The 16,252-nt window shown below is 57.9% G+C and carries 14 protein-coding genes and 4 tRNA genes; 2 read left to right on the top strand and 16 right to left on the bottom strand.

Annotation, left to right across the window (positions count from 1 at the left end; translation table 11 throughout):
- Positions 1–56 precede the first annotated feature (56 nt).
- Together H8S02_RS11335 and H8S02_RS11330 are read left to right on the top strand one after the other, a co-directional pair.
- Entirely contained in the window at positions 57–2,501 is a 2,445-nt protein-coding gene (locus tag H8S02_RS11335; protein ID WP_330601957.1) for an efflux RND transporter permease subunit, read from the top strand.
- Positions 2,488–4,782, top strand: a complete 2,295-nt coding sequence (locus tag H8S02_RS11330) for an Mce/MlaD family protein (protein ID WP_186970602.1) — start codon at positions 2,488–2,490, stop codon at positions 4,780–4,782. Before H8S02_RS11335 ends, H8S02_RS11330 begins: the two co-directional genes overlap by 14 nt.
- A gap of 93 nt (positions 4,783–4,875) precedes the next feature.
- Here H8S02_RS11330 and H8S02_RS11325 read toward each other — a convergent pair whose 3' ends face one another.
- The 16 genes from H8S02_RS11325 to H8S02_RS11250 form a co-directional block, all read right to left on the bottom strand.
- Positions 4,876–6,657 (bottom strand): Na/Pi cotransporter family protein, encoded by a 1,782-nt coding sequence (locus H8S02_RS11325; protein ID WP_186970601.1) that lies wholly within the window; start codon positions 6,655–6,657, stop codon positions 4,876–4,878.
- A gap of 169 nt (positions 6,658–6,826) precedes the next feature.
- Positions 6,827–7,273, bottom strand: coding sequence for a TspO/MBR family protein (locus H8S02_RS11320; protein WP_186970600.1), 447 nt, complete (start codon positions 7,271–7,273; stop codon positions 6,827–6,829).
- A gap of 70 nt (positions 7,274–7,343) precedes the next feature.
- Entirely contained in the window at positions 7,344–8,000 is a 657-nt protein-coding gene (locus H8S02_RS11315) for an ABC-2 transporter permease (RefSeq protein WP_186970599.1), read from the bottom strand.
- Positions 7,997–8,842, bottom strand: coding sequence for an ABC transporter ATP-binding protein (locus H8S02_RS11310; protein WP_186970598.1), 846 nt, complete (start codon positions 8,840–8,842; stop codon positions 7,997–7,999). Before H8S02_RS11310 ends, H8S02_RS11315 begins: the two co-directional genes overlap by 4 nt.
- Complete coding sequence (locus tag H8S02_RS11305) at positions 8,839–9,219, bottom strand: GntR family transcriptional regulator (protein WP_186970597.1); 381 nt, start codon at positions 9,217–9,219, stop codon at positions 8,839–8,841. The genes H8S02_RS11310 and H8S02_RS11305 overlap by 4 nt, the downstream gene beginning before the upstream one ends.
- A 514-nt stretch (positions 9,220–9,733) precedes the next feature.
- Positions 9,734–10,081, bottom strand: coding sequence for a cupin domain-containing protein (locus tag H8S02_RS11300; RefSeq protein ID WP_243166511.1), 348 nt, complete (start codon positions 10,079–10,081; stop codon positions 9,734–9,736).
- A 100-nt stretch (positions 10,082–10,181) separates the two neighbouring features.
- Positions 10,182–12,230, bottom strand: coding sequence for a sensor histidine kinase (locus tag H8S02_RS11295; protein WP_186970596.1), 2,049 nt, complete (start codon positions 12,228–12,230; stop codon positions 10,182–10,184).
- Positions 12,231–12,232: 2 nt separating this feature from the next.
- Positions 12,233–12,919, bottom strand: a complete 687-nt coding sequence (locus H8S02_RS11290) for a response regulator transcription factor (RefSeq protein WP_407926409.1) — start codon at positions 12,917–12,919, stop codon at positions 12,233–12,235.
- A 162-nt stretch (positions 12,920–13,081) separates the two neighbouring features.
- Positions 13,082–13,675, bottom strand: a complete 594-nt coding sequence (locus tag H8S02_RS11285) for an S-layer homology domain-containing protein (protein ID WP_186970594.1) — start codon at positions 13,673–13,675, stop codon at positions 13,082–13,084.
- Between the two features lie 144 nt (positions 13,676–13,819).
- Positions 13,820–13,893 (bottom strand) — tRNA-Cys (locus H8S02_RS11280).
- A 3-nt stretch (positions 13,894–13,896) separates the two neighbouring features.
- Positions 13,897–13,972: transfer RNA gene (locus tag H8S02_RS11275), tRNA-Gly, on the bottom strand.
- Positions 13,973–14,069: 97 nt separating this feature from the next.
- Positions 14,070–14,145 (bottom strand) — tRNA-Phe (locus tag H8S02_RS11270).
- Positions 14,146–14,149: 4 nt separating this feature from the next.
- A tRNA-Asp gene (locus H8S02_RS11265) sits at positions 14,150–14,226 on the bottom strand.
- Between the two features lie 98 nt (positions 14,227–14,324).
- Positions 14,325–15,212, bottom strand: coding sequence for an Hsp33 family molecular chaperone HslO (hslO, locus tag H8S02_RS11260; protein WP_186970593.1), 888 nt, complete (start codon positions 15,210–15,212; stop codon positions 14,325–14,327).
- A gap of 6 nt (positions 15,213–15,218) precedes the next feature.
- Positions 15,219–15,956, bottom strand: a complete 738-nt coding sequence (locus tag H8S02_RS11255; protein ID WP_186970592.1) for a class I SAM-dependent DNA methyltransferase — start codon at positions 15,954–15,956, stop codon at positions 15,219–15,221.
- Positions 15,949–16,245 carry a YerC/YecD family TrpR-related protein gene (locus H8S02_RS11250; protein WP_118686551.1) on the bottom strand — a complete coding sequence of 99 codons (297 nt, stop codon included), beginning with the start codon at positions 16,243–16,245 and terminating at the stop codon, positions 15,949–15,951. Before H8S02_RS11250 ends, H8S02_RS11255 begins: the two co-directional genes overlap by 8 nt.
- Positions 16,246–16,252 lie beyond the last annotated feature (7 nt).

The raw sequence follows: 16,252 nt of genomic DNA, 5'->3' as shown, positions 1-16,252 counted from the left end.
ATCACGAAAAGAAATCCGATACAATATCTATTTTCCCGAAAGTTGGTGTTTTCCTTGTGAAACTTAACGGACACAATCCGGTTGATTTAATCATTAACCACAGAAAACTGATCGAAAAGGTATTTACCATACTCGTCGTGTTCAGCCTCATCTGCATCCCGATGGTCGGCATCAACTACGACCTGACCAAGTACCTTCCCGACTCCTCCCCGTCCGCGCAGGCGCTCGACATCATGGAGGACGAGTTCACCTATCCCGGCATGGGCCGCGTAATGCTCCATGACGTGACGCTTTACGAAGCGAAAAACATCAAGGACCGCATCGCAGATGTTGAGGGTGTGGACATGGTCATGTGGGCCGACATGACGACCAACATCTACGGTTCGAGCGAATTCATCGACTACGACGACATCGACGACTACTATCACGAGGACGACCAGTCCGCCTACATGGACGTCATCTTCGAGGACAAGGACTCGTCCTCTCAGACGCACAAGGCCGTCCGCCAGATCGAGCAGATCGTCGGCGACCGCGGACTCGTCGCCGGCTCCGCCGTATCCGACACCAACCTCGGCCCGACCATCAACAAAGAGGTCGCGCGCGTCATGGTGCTCGCGGTCATCATCATTTACATCATCCTGACCATCACAACGACTTCGTGGTTCGAGCCGGTGATGTTCCTGTCCGTTCTCGGCATCGCCATCATCATCAACATGGGCTCGAACATTATCCTCGGCGAGATCTCGTTCCTGTCCAACGCGGTCGGCGCGGTGCTCCAGCTCGCCTGCTCGATGGACTATTCGATCTTCCTGCTGCACTCATTCACGCAGGAGCGCGCGCAGGGCATCGAGCCGGAGCAGGCCATGGCGAACGCATGGCGCAGCGCGTTCTCGTCCATTTTCGCCTCCGGCATGACGACGATCGTCGGCTTCGCGGCGATGTGTCTGATGAACTTCGGCATCGGCCCGGACATGGGCGTTGTCCTTGCCAAGGGCATCACCATCAGCCTGATCACTGTGCTGCTGCTCATGCCGGCGCTCATCCTGCGCTTTCAGGACATCGTTGCCAAAACGCAGCACCGTCCGTTCATCCCGCAGCAGAGCCGCGGCATGGGCAATTTCGCCTACCGCATCCGCCGTCCGCTGTTCATCTTCGTGCTGCTCATCATCATCCCGTGCTACATCGCGCAGGGCATGGCGAACTTCACCTACGGCAACGAGGCGGTCGCGAACTCCCCCGGCACGCCGGTCTATGAGGCCGAGCAGCAGATGAACGCCGCCTACGGCAAGAGCAACATGATGATCGCGCTCGTCCCGCTCGACAGCAGCCTGACCGAAAAGGCGATGACCGACGAGATCAACGACCTGCCTTACGTCAAGTACGCGCTCAGCCTGTCGTCCGTTCTGCCCGAGGGCATCCCCGAGGACTTCCTCCCTGAGAACATCACGAGCATCATGCACTCGAAGAACTGGGCGCGCGTGATCATCAACGTCCGCTCCTCCGGCGAGAGCGACGACGCGTTCAAGTTTGCCGACAATATCCGCGGCATCGTGGATCAATACTATCCGAACGAACAGACCTACCTCGTCGGCGTCACCCCGTCCACGCAGGACATCAAATCCATCATCGTGCCCGACTACAACCGCGTCAATATCGTTTCGCTGCTCGGCGTCGCGCTCGTTGTCGCGCTCACCTACAAGGCGCTCATCCTGCCCTTCGTCGTTCTCATCCCGATCGAGTGCGCGATCTTCATCAATACCGCTCTTCCGTACATCTACGGTCAGCGCACGATGTATCTCGGCTTCATCATCGTCGGCTGCATCCAGCTCGGCGCGACCATCGACTATTCCATCCTGCTGACCGGCAATTATCTGGACGCGCGAACGCAGGGCGACAAAAAGGAAGCCGCCATCCGCGCCGTCTCGATGAGCGCGGAGTCGGTCATGACCTCCGGCATGATCGTTATGACCGTTGCCTACGGCCTGTACTTTATGACCTCGGTCGAGGCGATCTCCAGTCTGGGCCGCCTGATCGGCCGCGGCGCGTTCATTTCGGTCATCATGGTACTGTTCTTCCTGCCGATGTGTCTGATGATCTTTGACCGGTTCATCGTCAAGCCTGACCACGCGGAACGAAAGCACGCGAAGATGAACCGCATCCATGCGATGAAGATCAAGCTGCCGACGCTCAGCGCGCTGCATGAGCAGCGTCTGCGCCTGCATCAGCAGATCCGCGAAAACCGTCATGCACGCCACAAGCAGACGCGCGCCAAGTGGAACAATCTGCTCCACGGCAAGGGCTTCACCCTGCCCGAGCAGCCGGATAACGGCGAGGGCATCGAAACGCCCGAGACCGCGAAGCGCACGCTGCCGAAGCGCGTCCGCATGCGGCTGAAGGCACGGCTCGACCGCCGCAAGGCGCGTCTGAGCGACCTGATTTCCGCAAGAAAGAACGACAACGATAAGAGCAACACGGAGGAAAACGACAATGAAAAGAAATAAGCTGCGCCGCGTTACCGCGACCGCACTCTTGCTTTCGTTCGCGCTGCCGCAGTGCGCCCAGGCCGCCGCTCCGACAGTCGAGACCGACGAAACCGTATACATCAACATGGATTACTACGGTGCGCCGACCAACACGCGCATCGTCAAGGGCGTAAACCTCAACGGCCACACCGAATTCACGGATTTCGGAGACTACAAGGACGTTTACAATATGTCCACCTTTGACGAGCCGACCCTCAAGGAGGACTCGGTCTACTGGAAGCTGAACACCGACAAGAACCGCTTCTACTACGAGTGCATCCCGAACGACACGGTCAACATCCAGATGCCGTGGAACTTCGATGTTTCCTACAAGCTCAACGGCGTTCCGGTCGAAGCAGACCAGTGCGCCGGCGCGAGCGGCACCATTCAGATGGACATTCACGCCGTGCCGAACACCTACGCGAGCGACTACTACAAGAACAACATGATGCTGGTCTGCGCGACCGGCATCGACATGAGCAAGGCGCTCTCCATCGACGCGCCGGGCGCACAGATCCAGTCGTTCGGCACCTACAAGCTCGTCATGTTCATGGGCCTGCCGGGCGAGGAAAACACCTTCACCGTCCGCATCGGCTCGAATGACTTCGAGAGCATGGGTCTCATCATGTTCATGACCCCGGCGACCACCTCCGCACTCGACATCATGTCCAGCATGCGCGACATCAAGGACCGTCTGGAAAATTCGGGCGACAACCTCTATACCGGCGTCAGCTCCATGCTGAGCACCATGCAGGCCGTGCAGGGCAGCCTTTCCTCGATGTCGAGCGGCATTTCCGGTATCGATCAGGTGCGCAAACAGCTCATCAAGGACCGCGGCACGCTCGACCCGAGAACGGATGCGGCGCTGAACGCGCTCGATGAGCTGACCGGCAAGTCCGACTCGCTCATCCCCGAGCTGAACTCCGCCAAGGAGACGCTCACTGCCCTCAACGCCACCACGAGCAGCATCCTCACCACCCTCGAGGAGTCCGGCGAGGATATTCCTGAGTACCAGAAGCTGCTGAACGACGTCAAGACCTCGCTCGGCAATCTGGAGAATCTGTTCGACGACCTCGACGACGAGACCGACAACAGCAGCTGGACCATCGCCCAGATCCGCAGCGCGAGCGAGGATTTGAGCAAGGAACTCGAAGCGCTGACAAAGGACCTCAAGAGTCTGTCGGGCAGTCTGGATGACCTTGATCTGGAAACCCCGGTTTCCACCGAACTGAAAAACTACGTCTCTGCTATGACCTCTTCGACCGCTCAAAGCGCTGGCAAAGATGCTTCTCAGAAAAAATATCTTGAAATCATGTCGACCATTACGCGTGACATGTCTGATGAAGAAAAAGCTGAAATCGAAGAAAAAGCCAAGGCCGAAGCGGCTAAGGCAGGCGAAGCTGCCGGTGCCGCCGCTGTTCAGTCCTCGGCAGCCTACAACAACGCTCAGGCGCTCGCCGCACTCATGACCGGCATCAAGAGCGGTTCTTCGGCTGTCACATCCGACATGCAATCCATGACCAAGCAGCTCAAAAGTGTCACAGAGGAAATGTCCGACCTGCTCAACGCGACGAACTCCCTGCTCAAGGACCTTGAGGACATCGCGGACGTATTCGACGAGTATAAGGGTCTGCCGCAGGACTTCACCGCTGAGGGCAAGAAGCTGACCGAGCTTGCGAACGGCTCTCTCGACCGCGTGAACAAGATGCTCGCCGATATTCCAGCGCTGCGCGAGTCGCTCGACAGCCTCACCAAGACCGCGACTGCTTCCATCGACAAGACGACCGACCTCATGAGCTCGACCACCAAGGCGCTCTCGACCTCCTACGACCTCATGAACACCGCCAACAGCGTGCTCCGTTCGGTCCGCAGTCAGGCGGACGCCAGCACCCAGACCACGATCGACAGCCTGCTCGATACGCTCGGCAAGCTCTCCGGTTCGACCGCATCCGGTCAGATGCAGACCGCGACCAACTCCATCCACTCCGCCGTCAAGGACGCGGAGACCGACCTCGAGGACGACACCAACGTGCTCAACATCGACACCTCGGCTGACCTCGAGTCTGTCACATCGAGCATGAACCCCTCCCCGTCCAGCCTTCAGTTCATCCTGCGCACCGAGGAGATCTCGGTGGACGATGATGACGACGACGGCATCTCCGATCAGGACGCCGCAGACGAAGGCGTATTCGCCCGCATCTGCAACATCTTCAAAAAGCTGTTCACCGCCATCACCGGCGTGTTCGCGTCGGACGATTGACCGCATACTGCAAAGCACCGCTTCCACATGGAGGCGGTGCTTTTTTGCGCAGAAAAACACCTCGCAGACAGCATTTCTGCGAGGTGTTCGTTTTTATGCCTGCGCCGCGTCGTTCAGACGGGACAGGTACTTGTTCTGATAGAACTTCAGCTTGCTCTCGAACTGAGGACCGGACTTGAACTCCGCCTTCGCATAGGCGTGCGTGTCGAATTCCTCTGCGCCCTCGACGAGCTGAATGGTGTAGATCGCGATGTTCGAGCAGTGATCGCTGATCTTCTCAAGGTCGTGCACGATGTCGAGGAAGTGAATGCCGGTCTGCATCGTGCAGCCGCCCTCGCCAAGGCGCTCGATATGACGGCTCTTGAGCTGCTCCTTCATGGTATCGACGACCTCCTCGAGCGGCTCAACGCTGCGCGCGAGCGAAACCGACTGCGTAACATACGCCTCGACCGTCATGTCGAGAACCTCGCTGACTGCGTCCGTCATGGTGTGCAGCTCGTTCATCGCGGTCGCGGAGAAGCTCAGACCTGCCTGACGGAACTCGTCGGCGCGGTCGAAGATATTCTGCGCATAGTCGCCGATCTTCTCGAAGTCGGACAGCGAGTGCATCATCTCTGCGCTCTGGCGGCGCTGATCGACCGAGCGCACGTTGTGCATCGTGGTCAGGTAGCGGCCGATCTCAACCTCTGCGCGGTCGAGGAACGCCTCGTGTTCGCGGAAGATCTCCTCGCTGGCCGCACTGCCGCCGAACATCGGGTCGACCGCAAGGTGGAAATTGCTCTTCGCCGCCTCGCCCATGTCAGCGATGCAGCGCTGCGCCTGATCGAGCGCGAGAGCCGGCGTGGTAAGGAAACGCGGCTCGAGCTTCGCAAGCGGGTCCTCCTGCGTCTCGCCGGTCGGCACGCTCCACCTTGCGAGCTTGACCAGCAGACCGGTGAACGGCAGGAACAGCAGGGTGCAGGTCACGTTGAACAGCGTGTGGAAGTTCGCGATGCCGCCCTTGTCGATCGGATTTTCCCAGAACGAGAAGCCGACCGCGTACTGCACGGCATAGATCGCGACCAGAAACGCGATCGAACCGATGAGGTTGAAGTAGAAGTGCACCATCGCGGTGCGGCGCGCGTTCTTCGAGCCGCCGAGCGAGGACAGGAACGCGGTGATACAGGTACCGATATTCTGACCGAGGATGATCGGGATAGCGGCAGAATAGGTGATCGCGCCCGTCGTGGACAGCGCCTGCAGGATACCGACCGACGCCGAGGACGACTGGATGATCGCAGTGACGCCCGCGCCAACCACAACGCCGAGCACCGGGTTGGAGATCGCTGCAAACAGATCGGCAAACTGCGGCAGATCCGCGAGCGGCGCGACCGCGCCCTCCATGACCGCCATGCCGATGAACAGGATGCCGAAGCCGGTGAAAATGTCCGCGATGTCGCGCGTGCGGCGCTTTTTCGCGAGCATCATGATGATAACGCCCACCAGAACGATGATGTAGGCGAGATTTTTCGGCTTGAGCAGATCCATGAACAGGTTGCCCGAGCCGTCGCCGCCGCTCAGACGCAGGATCTGCGCGGTGACGGTCGTACCGATATTCGCGCCCAGGATAACGCCGACCGACTGCTTGAGCGTCATGATGCCTGCGTTAACAAAGCCGACCACCATGACCGTCGTCGCAGACGAGGACTGAATGACCATCGTCACGACCATGCCCATGATAAGAGCGGTAAAGACGTTGCCCGTCATTTTTTCCAGAGTTTTTTCCAGCTTGGAACCGGCAGCGCGCTCCAGTCCCTTTCCCATTGTCGTCATACCGTAAATGAACAGCGCCAGTCCGCCGATCATCTGCACGATTGACAGCACATCAAATTCCATACGCTTCCTCCGTTTCACATTCTCTAAATTATCTCTTTACGAAACGCATACATTTTAAGTGTATCAGCAGGAGCGCATCCTGTCAATTCCAAAGGATGAAAAATAAACGCAAACTTTACGCCTGCGCTCGTTCATTATGTTGCATTTCTGCTGCATTCGGCATATTGGTCTATGCCATCCGCATCATGCTGTAATTGAGATACGCCGCAAACAGCAGCCATGCCGCATACGGCATGAGCAGCCTGCCTGCGGCTTTGTCGAGGCGGGAAAACGCTGACAGCGCTGCAAGCACGAGCGCGAGCAGCAGGAGCAGCCACCAGAACGCGACAGCGTACTCCTGCGCCCGGAAATACAGCAGCGGCCAGACGAAATGCACGGCGAGCTGCACATAATAAAGCATGAGCGCGTTTCGGCTCTCCTGTGTGCCGAGGCGGTGCACTCTGCGGCTCGCCGCCCCCATCAGCAGATAAAGCACGGTCCATACGGCCGGGAATACCCATGCGGGCGGTGCGAACGGCGGCTGCGGCAGCGCACTGTACTGCGCCATGGCATCCATCGTCAGCACCGCGGCGGCCCCGCCGACAGCAAGCGGCAGCACGGTCAGAAAAATCCCCATTCTCCCCTCTCCTTTGCCTTATCATATGCAGAGAGCGCGAGGATTATCCGGCCGGCTGCCGCCTGCCTGCTCAGAATTCCTTTTTCTGATAAATTTTGATCCCGATCTGCCAGCAGAGGACGTAAACCGCTCCGCAGACCGCGAGACAGCCGGCGAGGAATGCCGCGAACCTGCTCACGGGCCAGCTGTCCATGCCGCCGACCGCCTGTACCAGACGGTTGAACGCCGGATGGTTTTTCAGCGCGGTCAGCGCGATGATCGGCACCCACACGACGCCCAGCAGAAAATACCGGCCGCGTTCCGTGCCGAAGCGCAGGATGAGGACAAATTCGATGCCCATCAGCAGCAGAGCAGCTGCCTCGCAGCCAAGCAGGCCGAGCAGGTTTTCCGCAAGCGAACCGTCGCGGTGCACTGCGCTGAACACCATCGTCAGAACCACACCGAGCAGCAGCAGCGCGGCGTTAAGCGCAAGGCTGACCGTGAACTTGCTGCTCACGATATCGCGCCGCGAGACCGGCAGCGTCAGGCTGAGCCTGTCCCAGCCGTAGGCGTGATCCGTGCTCATCAGTGTCGCCGGACCCATGACCGACAGCATCGTGACCAGGAACGGTATGAATGCGCTGCCTCCATAGGCAAACGCCGAGACTGCCATGACGGCGAATACCCACAGAAGCGCCTTCATCGAGCGGCGGATATTCATCCAGTCCGCAAAAAGCATCGCTTTCATCGTACTTCCTCCCCTTTTGTCAGAAACATCATGATCTGTTCCACGCTGACCGGCTCGACCGGCCAGTTTTCCGGGATGCCGTCCCGTTTGACCAGTGCCTCGCAGCCAAATGCGCCCTTTCGCACCGCTCGGACTGCGTCCGGGTCGAGCGCGTCCAGCTGCTCCTCCGTGCAGCGCAGCACGCCGTGACGGTCGATCAGCTCGTCCCGTCCCTCACTCAGCAGTATGCGGCCGTGATGGATAAACGTGATATTGTCCGCGATCTTGTCGAGGTCGCTCGTGATGTGGCTGGACAGCAGCACGGCGTGCGTTTCGTCCTGCATGAAATCGTACAGCAGGTCGAGCACCTCGTCCCTCACGACCGGGTCAAGCCCGCTCGTCGCCTCGTCCAGAATCAGCAGCTCCGCGCCGTGCGAGAGCGCCGCTGCGATGGACAGCTTCATTTTCATGCCGCGCGAATAATCCTTGATGGCCTTGCGGCGCTCGATGCCGAAGCGGTCGAGATAGGACGCGAACTGCGCCCCATCCCATGCGCGGTAGGCTCTGCCGAGCAGCGTGTCCACCTGCGCGGCGTTCATCGTGCTCAGAAAGCCGCCGTCCTCCAGCACCGCGCCGATGCGCTCACGCACCGCCGCATCATCTGCGCGTCCGCCGAGCACCTCAATTTCGCCGCTGTCCTGCCGCACAAGGTCGAGAACAGTCTTGATGAGCGTCGTCTTTCCGGCGCCGTTTTCGCCGACCAGACCCATCACGCAGCCGCGCGGCAGAGTCAGATTGACGCTGTCCAGCGCAAATCCTTCGTATTTTCTGGTCAGTCCTCTGATTTCGAGTGCGTTCTTCATTGATTTCCCCCCTCAAAAGCCGTCTGTGCGATCTCCATGAACTCCTCCGCGGTCACTCCGCCCTGCTTCGCCGCGCGCACCGCCTGTGCCAGATGCGCCTCTACGGCGCGGAGCTGTTCCTCGCGCAGCCGCGCGCCGCTCACCTGCGCGACAAAGCTGCCGCGTCCGGTCTGCGTGACGATCAGCCCCTCGCGTTCGAGTTCTTCATACGCGCGCTTTGTCGTGATGACGCTGATGCGCAGCTCCCTTGCGAGCAGCCGCATGGACGGCAGCGCCTGCCCTGCCGCAAGCTCGCCCGAGACGATCTTCGCCCGGAGCTGCCGCGTGATCTGCTCGTAGATCGGAGCGCTGTCCGTGTTGGAAAGAATGATGTTCACGCTCTCCCTCCTCCGTTTATTGTATATACTCATTATATACAATATCCACGCTTTGTCAAGTCCCCTGCCGTCGATTATTCAACTTTCACAAACAGCGTTTTGTACGAACCTTTCTCTTTATTTTTGTTGCATATGCTCATTTTCAGCCGTCAAATAAGCACCCGCTAACTCAACGAATATTTAGTCGAAATGACGAAATATTTAGCTTGCATTTGTGCAACTTTCGCGCTATACTGAACTTGTCAAAAGGAAGAGCAAGTAAACGCTCCCCCATAAAATACATCCTTGCAGCTGCGGCCAGCGCAGCATATCCTAACTTAGATCACCTCTCTTTTTCCTTTCTTTTTACTCTTTTTTCTTTGTGAAATCGAAACTCCCTTTTCGATTTCGCGCAGGAAAGCGAACCGCTCCCGGTTCGCTTTTTTGTTTTAAGGCGGTCGAAAAACTGCGTTTTTCCGACAAATGAAAAGGACGCTTTCCGTTTTCAGAAAGCGTCCTTTTCGTTTAACCTTGTTTACTTCTTGATGATCAGCGCCATGAACACGAGGTCGGTGTCTCCGGTGTTGTCGAGCGCGTGGCCGCTGTTGTCCGGGCAGAACGTCACATCGCCGGTCTTGACCGGGAAGGACTTCTCGCCGTCGTTATACGAGCCTTCGCCGCTCAGGATGTAATAGGTCTCGGTCTCGCCGTGGTGCTCGTGGAAGCCCAGCGTGCAGCCCGGCTCGATCGTTACCTTCGCGTACAGGCCGCACTTGCCGTCGAGCTCCGCTTCGCCGAGCAGGTGCTCGATGATCACATGACCCTTGCCGCCGGCCATCTTCTCTACCTTGTCGATTTTATGCTCGCTTGCAGTCGTCATCATAATAAATTTCCGCCTTTCCTGTCGCCGCTGTTTTGCAGCATTCTTATCATTTCCTATTATAGCGGTTGTTTTTCAAATTGCAAGCGCGGCAGAAAAGATTTTACAAACCGTAAACCGGGAAGCTGATGCGCACCTTAAACTGATCGCCGTCCACCTCGACCTCGAACATGCCGCCGCAGGCCTCGGTGTAGCTCTTTGCGATGGCGAGACCCAGACCGCTGCCCTCGGTCGAGCGCGCGGCGTCGCCCCGCACGAAGCGCTCCGTGATTTCGTCGGCGGCGAAGTCCATCTCATAGTTTGCGGTGTTCTTCACCTCAAAGACCGCTTTCCCGTCCCGCGCGTCGAGCGATACGAACACGCGCGTGCCCTTCATGGCATATTTGACGCAGTTTCCGATGAGGTTTTCCAGCACGCGGCTCATCTTGCGGCCGTCCGCCCAGATGGGCAGCTCCCTTTCGGGCAGCGTCACCTTGAGCACCAGACCGCTGTTCTGCGCCTCCTGCTCCGCGAGCGCCTGCCGCACGAGCGTCACCGCATCCAGACGTTCGCAGACCATCTGCTCCACGCCGGACTGCACCTTGGAAATATCGAACAGGTCGCTCGTGAGGTTTTTCAGCCGCAGGCTCTTCTGATGGATGATCTTCGCGTAGTCGTTCGCCTCCTCCGGCGTCAGCTCCAGCTGGCTAAGCAGATCGGAATAGCTGAGGATGCTCGTGAGCGGCGTTTTCAGGTCGTGACTGACGTTGGTGATCAGCTCACTCTTCATGCGCTCCGCGCGCACCTCATTCTGAAGCGCCGCCTGCATGCCGTCCCCGAGCGAACCCAGATCCTCTGCCATCTCGGCGAACACGCCCTCCGGCATGTCGGTCAGCTTGAAGCCGAGGTCGCCGCCGCGCATTCTTTGCAGCGCCGCAACGATACGGTCAAAGCCGTCGATGCGTCTGATAAGGAAATAGCCTGCCGCGAGGAACCATCCGACGCCGAGCACGAACGCAAAAAACGAGCCGCCCACTCCTGCGAACGCAGCCGCGAGGAAGGCAAGAACGACCGAATAAGCCGTAAAGAGCAGCACGACGTTCCGCGTCTTGTAATTGCCGAGAAGGGCCTTCGTGAAGGCGAGGCGCAGCCTGCCGAGGCCGTGCCACGTGCCCTTGCACAGCACGCCGATCTTGTTGAAGCACCAGCGAAAGGCGCGGATGCACCAGCTCCTGCGGGCAAGGCTGCCGGCCTTGAGCAGGCGCACGAGCGACAGCGTTAGCTCGAGCGCAAACGCGAACGCCGCGACAAAAAACAGGATAGACGGCAGCAGCAGGAACGAAAGGTCGCCCGAACCGCTCAGCAGCTCGCTCATCAGCGCGATATTCAGGCCTGCCGCAGTGCCCAAAACGCTCCAGAACAGCACAACATTCACCTCGACCGGCAGCCGGTCGATGGTAGCGAAGTGAATCTCCTCGTCCTCCGGGCGGCGTCCCGTGGCGAACAGCAGATACACGAACAGCGCCAGCGCGACAACGATCAGCACGATAACCCGATTGATTACGCCGGTAATCTGCGTTTTCTGCGTCTCCCATTCGGCCTTGATGGGCGCCGCCTGTGCATCCGTAAAGCGCACTAGCAGCAGGGTGTTAGACGGGTACGGATGGAACTTATTGAACTTCCAGCCTTCCTCTGCCGCATCCTCCTCGGTGTAATAGCCGAAACTGTCCGTCTCCTCATCGTAAACCTCAAGCGGATAGCCGTAGGAAATTTCCGCGTTGGATTCCACATCGCCACCCGGCCGTGCGATCATGTAAAACGCGGAATTTTTGGCCTCAGTTTCGGTCAGCGCATCATTGCCAATCGTCTTATCGCCCATACGGCCGAAATAGTTTCCTGCAAAATCCGTATGCTGCCTGCTGAACTCCGCAGCATCCATGCCATCCTCAAACGCATTCGTCATTTGAGCACACATTATGCTGAGCTGCTGACGCATGTAGTACGAGTCGGCAAAATCGCTCTCAAAGCGATAGACCATGTTGCTTCCGTTATCGGTCGCAAAATCCGTTATCGTGTTCTCCGTAAGAAACAGTGCGCCCGCGAAGCACCCCACAATGCCCGCAAACGCGATGAATTTTGCTGCCGTACTGCGTAAGATCCCCTTGATGTTCATTTTCACTCGCTCCTCTCTATCTTGTATCCAACGCCCCACACTACCTTCAAATACCGCGGCTCCTTCGGGTTGATCTCGATCTTTTCGCGGATGTGCCGCACATGTACCGCAATGGCATTATCGCTCACAATGTCGTCATTCCACACCTGTCGGTAGATCTCCTCGGTCGAAAAGACCCTGCCCGGATGGCGGCACAGCAGCTCCAGTATTTTGTACTCGAGCGGCGTGAGCCGCACCGCCTCGCCATCCACCATTACGCTTTTGCTCTCGGTATCGAGCACCAGACCGCGTATCACGATCTGCGCGGCGGTTTTCTGCATCGCGCCGAGCTGCGTATAGCGGCGCAGCTGACTTTTTACGCGCGCGACCAGCTCGGAAGGATTGAACGGCTTGGTCACATAATCGTCCGCGCCTGCTGTCAGACCGAGGATCTTGTCCGCGTCCTCGGATTTTGCCGAGAGCAGGATGACCGGGATGTTGCGGCTCTCGCGCAGCTTGAGCAGCGTCTTGATGCCGTCCAGCTCGGGCATCATGATGTCGAGTATGATCAGATGGATCGTGTGTGTCATCACGATGTCGAGCGCTTCCAGACCGTTGTACGCCTTCTCGATCTCATAGCCGTCCGCGCGAAGGAAGATCGCGATGCTGTCCACGATCTCGCGGTCGTCGTCCACCACCAGTACCTTCAGCTTTTCCATTTCTCTCTCCCCCTTTCCATGCTTCTATCTTACCACAGGTTTCTGTTGTTTTCCGCAGGGAATTTCTTTCGATTTTATTAAGATTGAAAAAATCCCCTTAAAAGAGGGGATTTTTCAGGCTGTATTTTCTTATAATCAGAGTGCTGTATTTTCTTATAAGCTGTACGCCAGTTCGTTGTAAATCATCTGCGCAGCATACTGACGCGGCAGCGGAGCATCAATATCTGCCTCTACGCCCTTCAGCAGACCATCCTGATCTGCAAGTTTCATCGTATTGGCCTTCCACTGTGCACCGGTCAGACCGCCCTGCGCTGCATCAACGCCCGAGTATACCAGCAGCATTTTCGCCGCTTCAACCGTAGTTACGGGGGCATTCGGCGCGAAAACCGTACTCGATTCGCCGGCGACGATGCCATAGGCGTAACAGTATTTAATGTAGCCGCTTGCCCAGTGGTTATTTACGTCGTTAAAATTTGTAGACATTTTTTCTGCATATGTCGCAGCGTCTGTGCCGCCATTCGTGCGCAGAACGTAGATCATCTTCGCCATCTCCGCGCGCGAGACCGTCTCATTCGGCTTAAACGAGCCGTTCTCATAGCCCTTGATGACGTTTTTCTCGACCAGCGTGTCGATCACCCTGCTGTCGACCTTGATGTCGCTCTGATCGGTGAACGTCGCACCGGCGCACACAGTCGCGGCGCACGCCGCTGCAAGGGTCAGCGCTGCAATCCTCTTTAATTTTTTCATTGGGGTATCCTCCTTTTATTACGGATACGTTTGCGTATCCTGTATATAACATAGTATATTACTTTCCCGATTTTTGTCAACATTTTCCTTGCATTTTCTCTGGAGAACGACAAAAAAGACTGACACCGAAGTATCAGTCTTTTATGGAGGTACCACCCAGAATCGAACTGGGGATCAGGGAGTTGCAGTCCCACGCCTTACCGCTTGGCTATGGTACCATATGGAGCGGCTGACGAGGCTCGAACTCGCTACCTCCACCTTGGCAAGGTGGCGCTCTACCAGATGAGCTACAGCCGCATTTTTTAGCAGGTTGCGTTCCTGCTTTATATCTTTCAGTGTTAACCGAAAGGTATAATTTTTTCAAAACAGTGTCTACGACACCGTTTTGAAAAAATGGTGCCTCCGGGCGGAATCGAACCACCGACACGGGGATTTTCAGTCCCCTGCTCTACCGACTGAGCTACAGAGGCATACTGGCGACCCGGATGGGACTTGAACCCACGGCCTCTAGCGTGACAGGCTAGCGCTCTAACCAACTGAGCTACCGGGCCAGGCCTCGTCGCTGTTTTGTTTGTGTCTCTCAGCGACGATGTTTATTATATCGGAACAGGCGCCAAATGTCAACACCTTTTTCGATATTTTTTTATTTTTATTTTTTCTCGGCCGCGTGCGTCAGCAGCTCCTGCAGCTGATCGCGCGAAAAACGATAGATTTTGTCGCAGAACTGGCAGGTTACTTCACTTTTCTCCTGTTCTGCGATCATCTTGGAAAGCTCGGTCTTTCCGAGGCTGATCAGCGCGCGCTCGACCTTTTCCCTGCTGCATGCGCATCGGTAGCCGATCTCCTCGGTCTGGAGGAAGTCCACTTCGAAGCCGTCGAGCACGGCGGAGATGATCTCCTCGAGGCTCATGCCCTTGTCGAGCATGGCCGTCATCGGCTCGAGTTTTGCGAGATTGGCTTCGAGGCGGTCGATGTCTGCGTCCTTGACGCCCGGCATCAGCTGCACGAGCCAGCCGCCGGCACACTTGACCGTGCAGTCGGTGTCGACGAGCACGCCGAGCGCACAGGCAGACGGGATCTGCTCGCTCTCCGCAAAGTAGCGCGTGAGGTCCTCTGCGATCTCGCCGTCCACGAGCGCGACCGTGCCGGTCACGGGGTCCTTGAGGCCGATGTCCTTGATGACCATCAGATAGCCGCGGCCTACGCCGCCGCCCACGTTGAGCTTGCCGTCCGGGCGGAGCGGCAGGTCAGCGGCCGGGTCCTGAAGATAACCGCGCACGCAGCCGTCCGACTCGCCCACGCACACGATGGTGCCGAGCGGGCCGTTGCCCTTGATCTGAACGGTGACAGAGCCGTCCTCGACCTTGAGCTGACTGCCCATGATGGAGGTGATGGTCAGCGTGCGGCCGAGCGCTGCGGTCGCAAGCGGCGTGGTGTTATGAATTTCGCGTGCGCGCTCGACAATTCCGGTCGTCGATGCGGCACTGATCTGGATGCCCGCGTTGCGGGCGATCGCGCGAAGAATTTTATCGCTCATATAATGTTAGTCTCTCTTTCGTGCGGTGAAATAGATGCGATCCTCTCCGCCCTTTACGGGCGCGAAGCTCTGATCGCCATAGGTTTTGATTTCGGTAAAGCCTGCCTCTTCCAGCATGCGGACAAGCTGCTGCGGCTCGTAGACGCGCTCCTCGTGCGTTTCCTGCGCGCGCGACCAGCTGTCCCCATCCTGTTCAAAAATATCGAACTGATAAGCGCACAGGCCGTCCTCGACTGCCGCCTGCCAGACGCAGAACACGCCGTCGTCCTCGCGGACATAGCTTTCCCCGTCGATACGGGAGAATTTCGCGGGCGTATTGATGTCAAAGACGAACAGGCCGTCCGGGTTGAGGAACAGGTGCACGCGGCGAAACGCCTCGGCGAGGTCGTCCGGGTCGGTGACATAGTTCACGCTGTCCAGACAGCACAGGCAGGCGTCCACGTTGCCGTAAAGGTCAAGCTCCTCCATGCGCTGATTGATGAGCAGCGGTCTCGGAGAGCAGTCCATCGTATTCTGCATGGCCTGCATGAGCATTTCGGGCGACGCGTCCGCGCCGATCATGTCGTAGCCGCGTTTCGCGAGCAGGCGCGTCAGGCTGCCCGTGCCGCAGGCCAGATCGAGCACCAGCTGAGGCCGGATGTCCTCCCGTGCAAAAAGCTGCTCGAAAAAATCCGCCCACTGCCCGTAGCCGACGTCGTCGGTAAAACGATCATAGTAGGCCGAAAGTGTCTGATAACTATTCATTGTCCTCCTTCAGCCGGTCGAGCATTCTGCGGTAGCCGTCCGAGCCGTAAACAAGGCATTTGTTGACGCGGCTGATCGTCGCAGTGGATGCACCGGTCTCCTGTACGATGTCGCTGTAAATGCGGCCCTCGTCGAGCATGCGGGCTACCTGAAAACGCTGCACCATGGCGCGAAGCTCGGAAATCGTGCAGAGATCCTCGAAAAAGTCGTAGCATTCCTCCACGGTCGAAAGCTTGAGAATGCCGCGAAACAGGATATCCATATCTTCATCCTTTAACTTCCGGTTCAAGTTTTTC

This window comes from Agathobaculum hominis (assembly GCF_014288055.1).
Lineage (GTDB): Bacteria > Bacillota > Clostridia > Oscillospirales > Butyricicoccaceae > Agathobaculum > Agathobaculum hominis.
The sequence above is the reverse complement of the archived record's forward strand: the minus strand, read 5'-3'. Positions and strand labels throughout refer to the sequence as shown.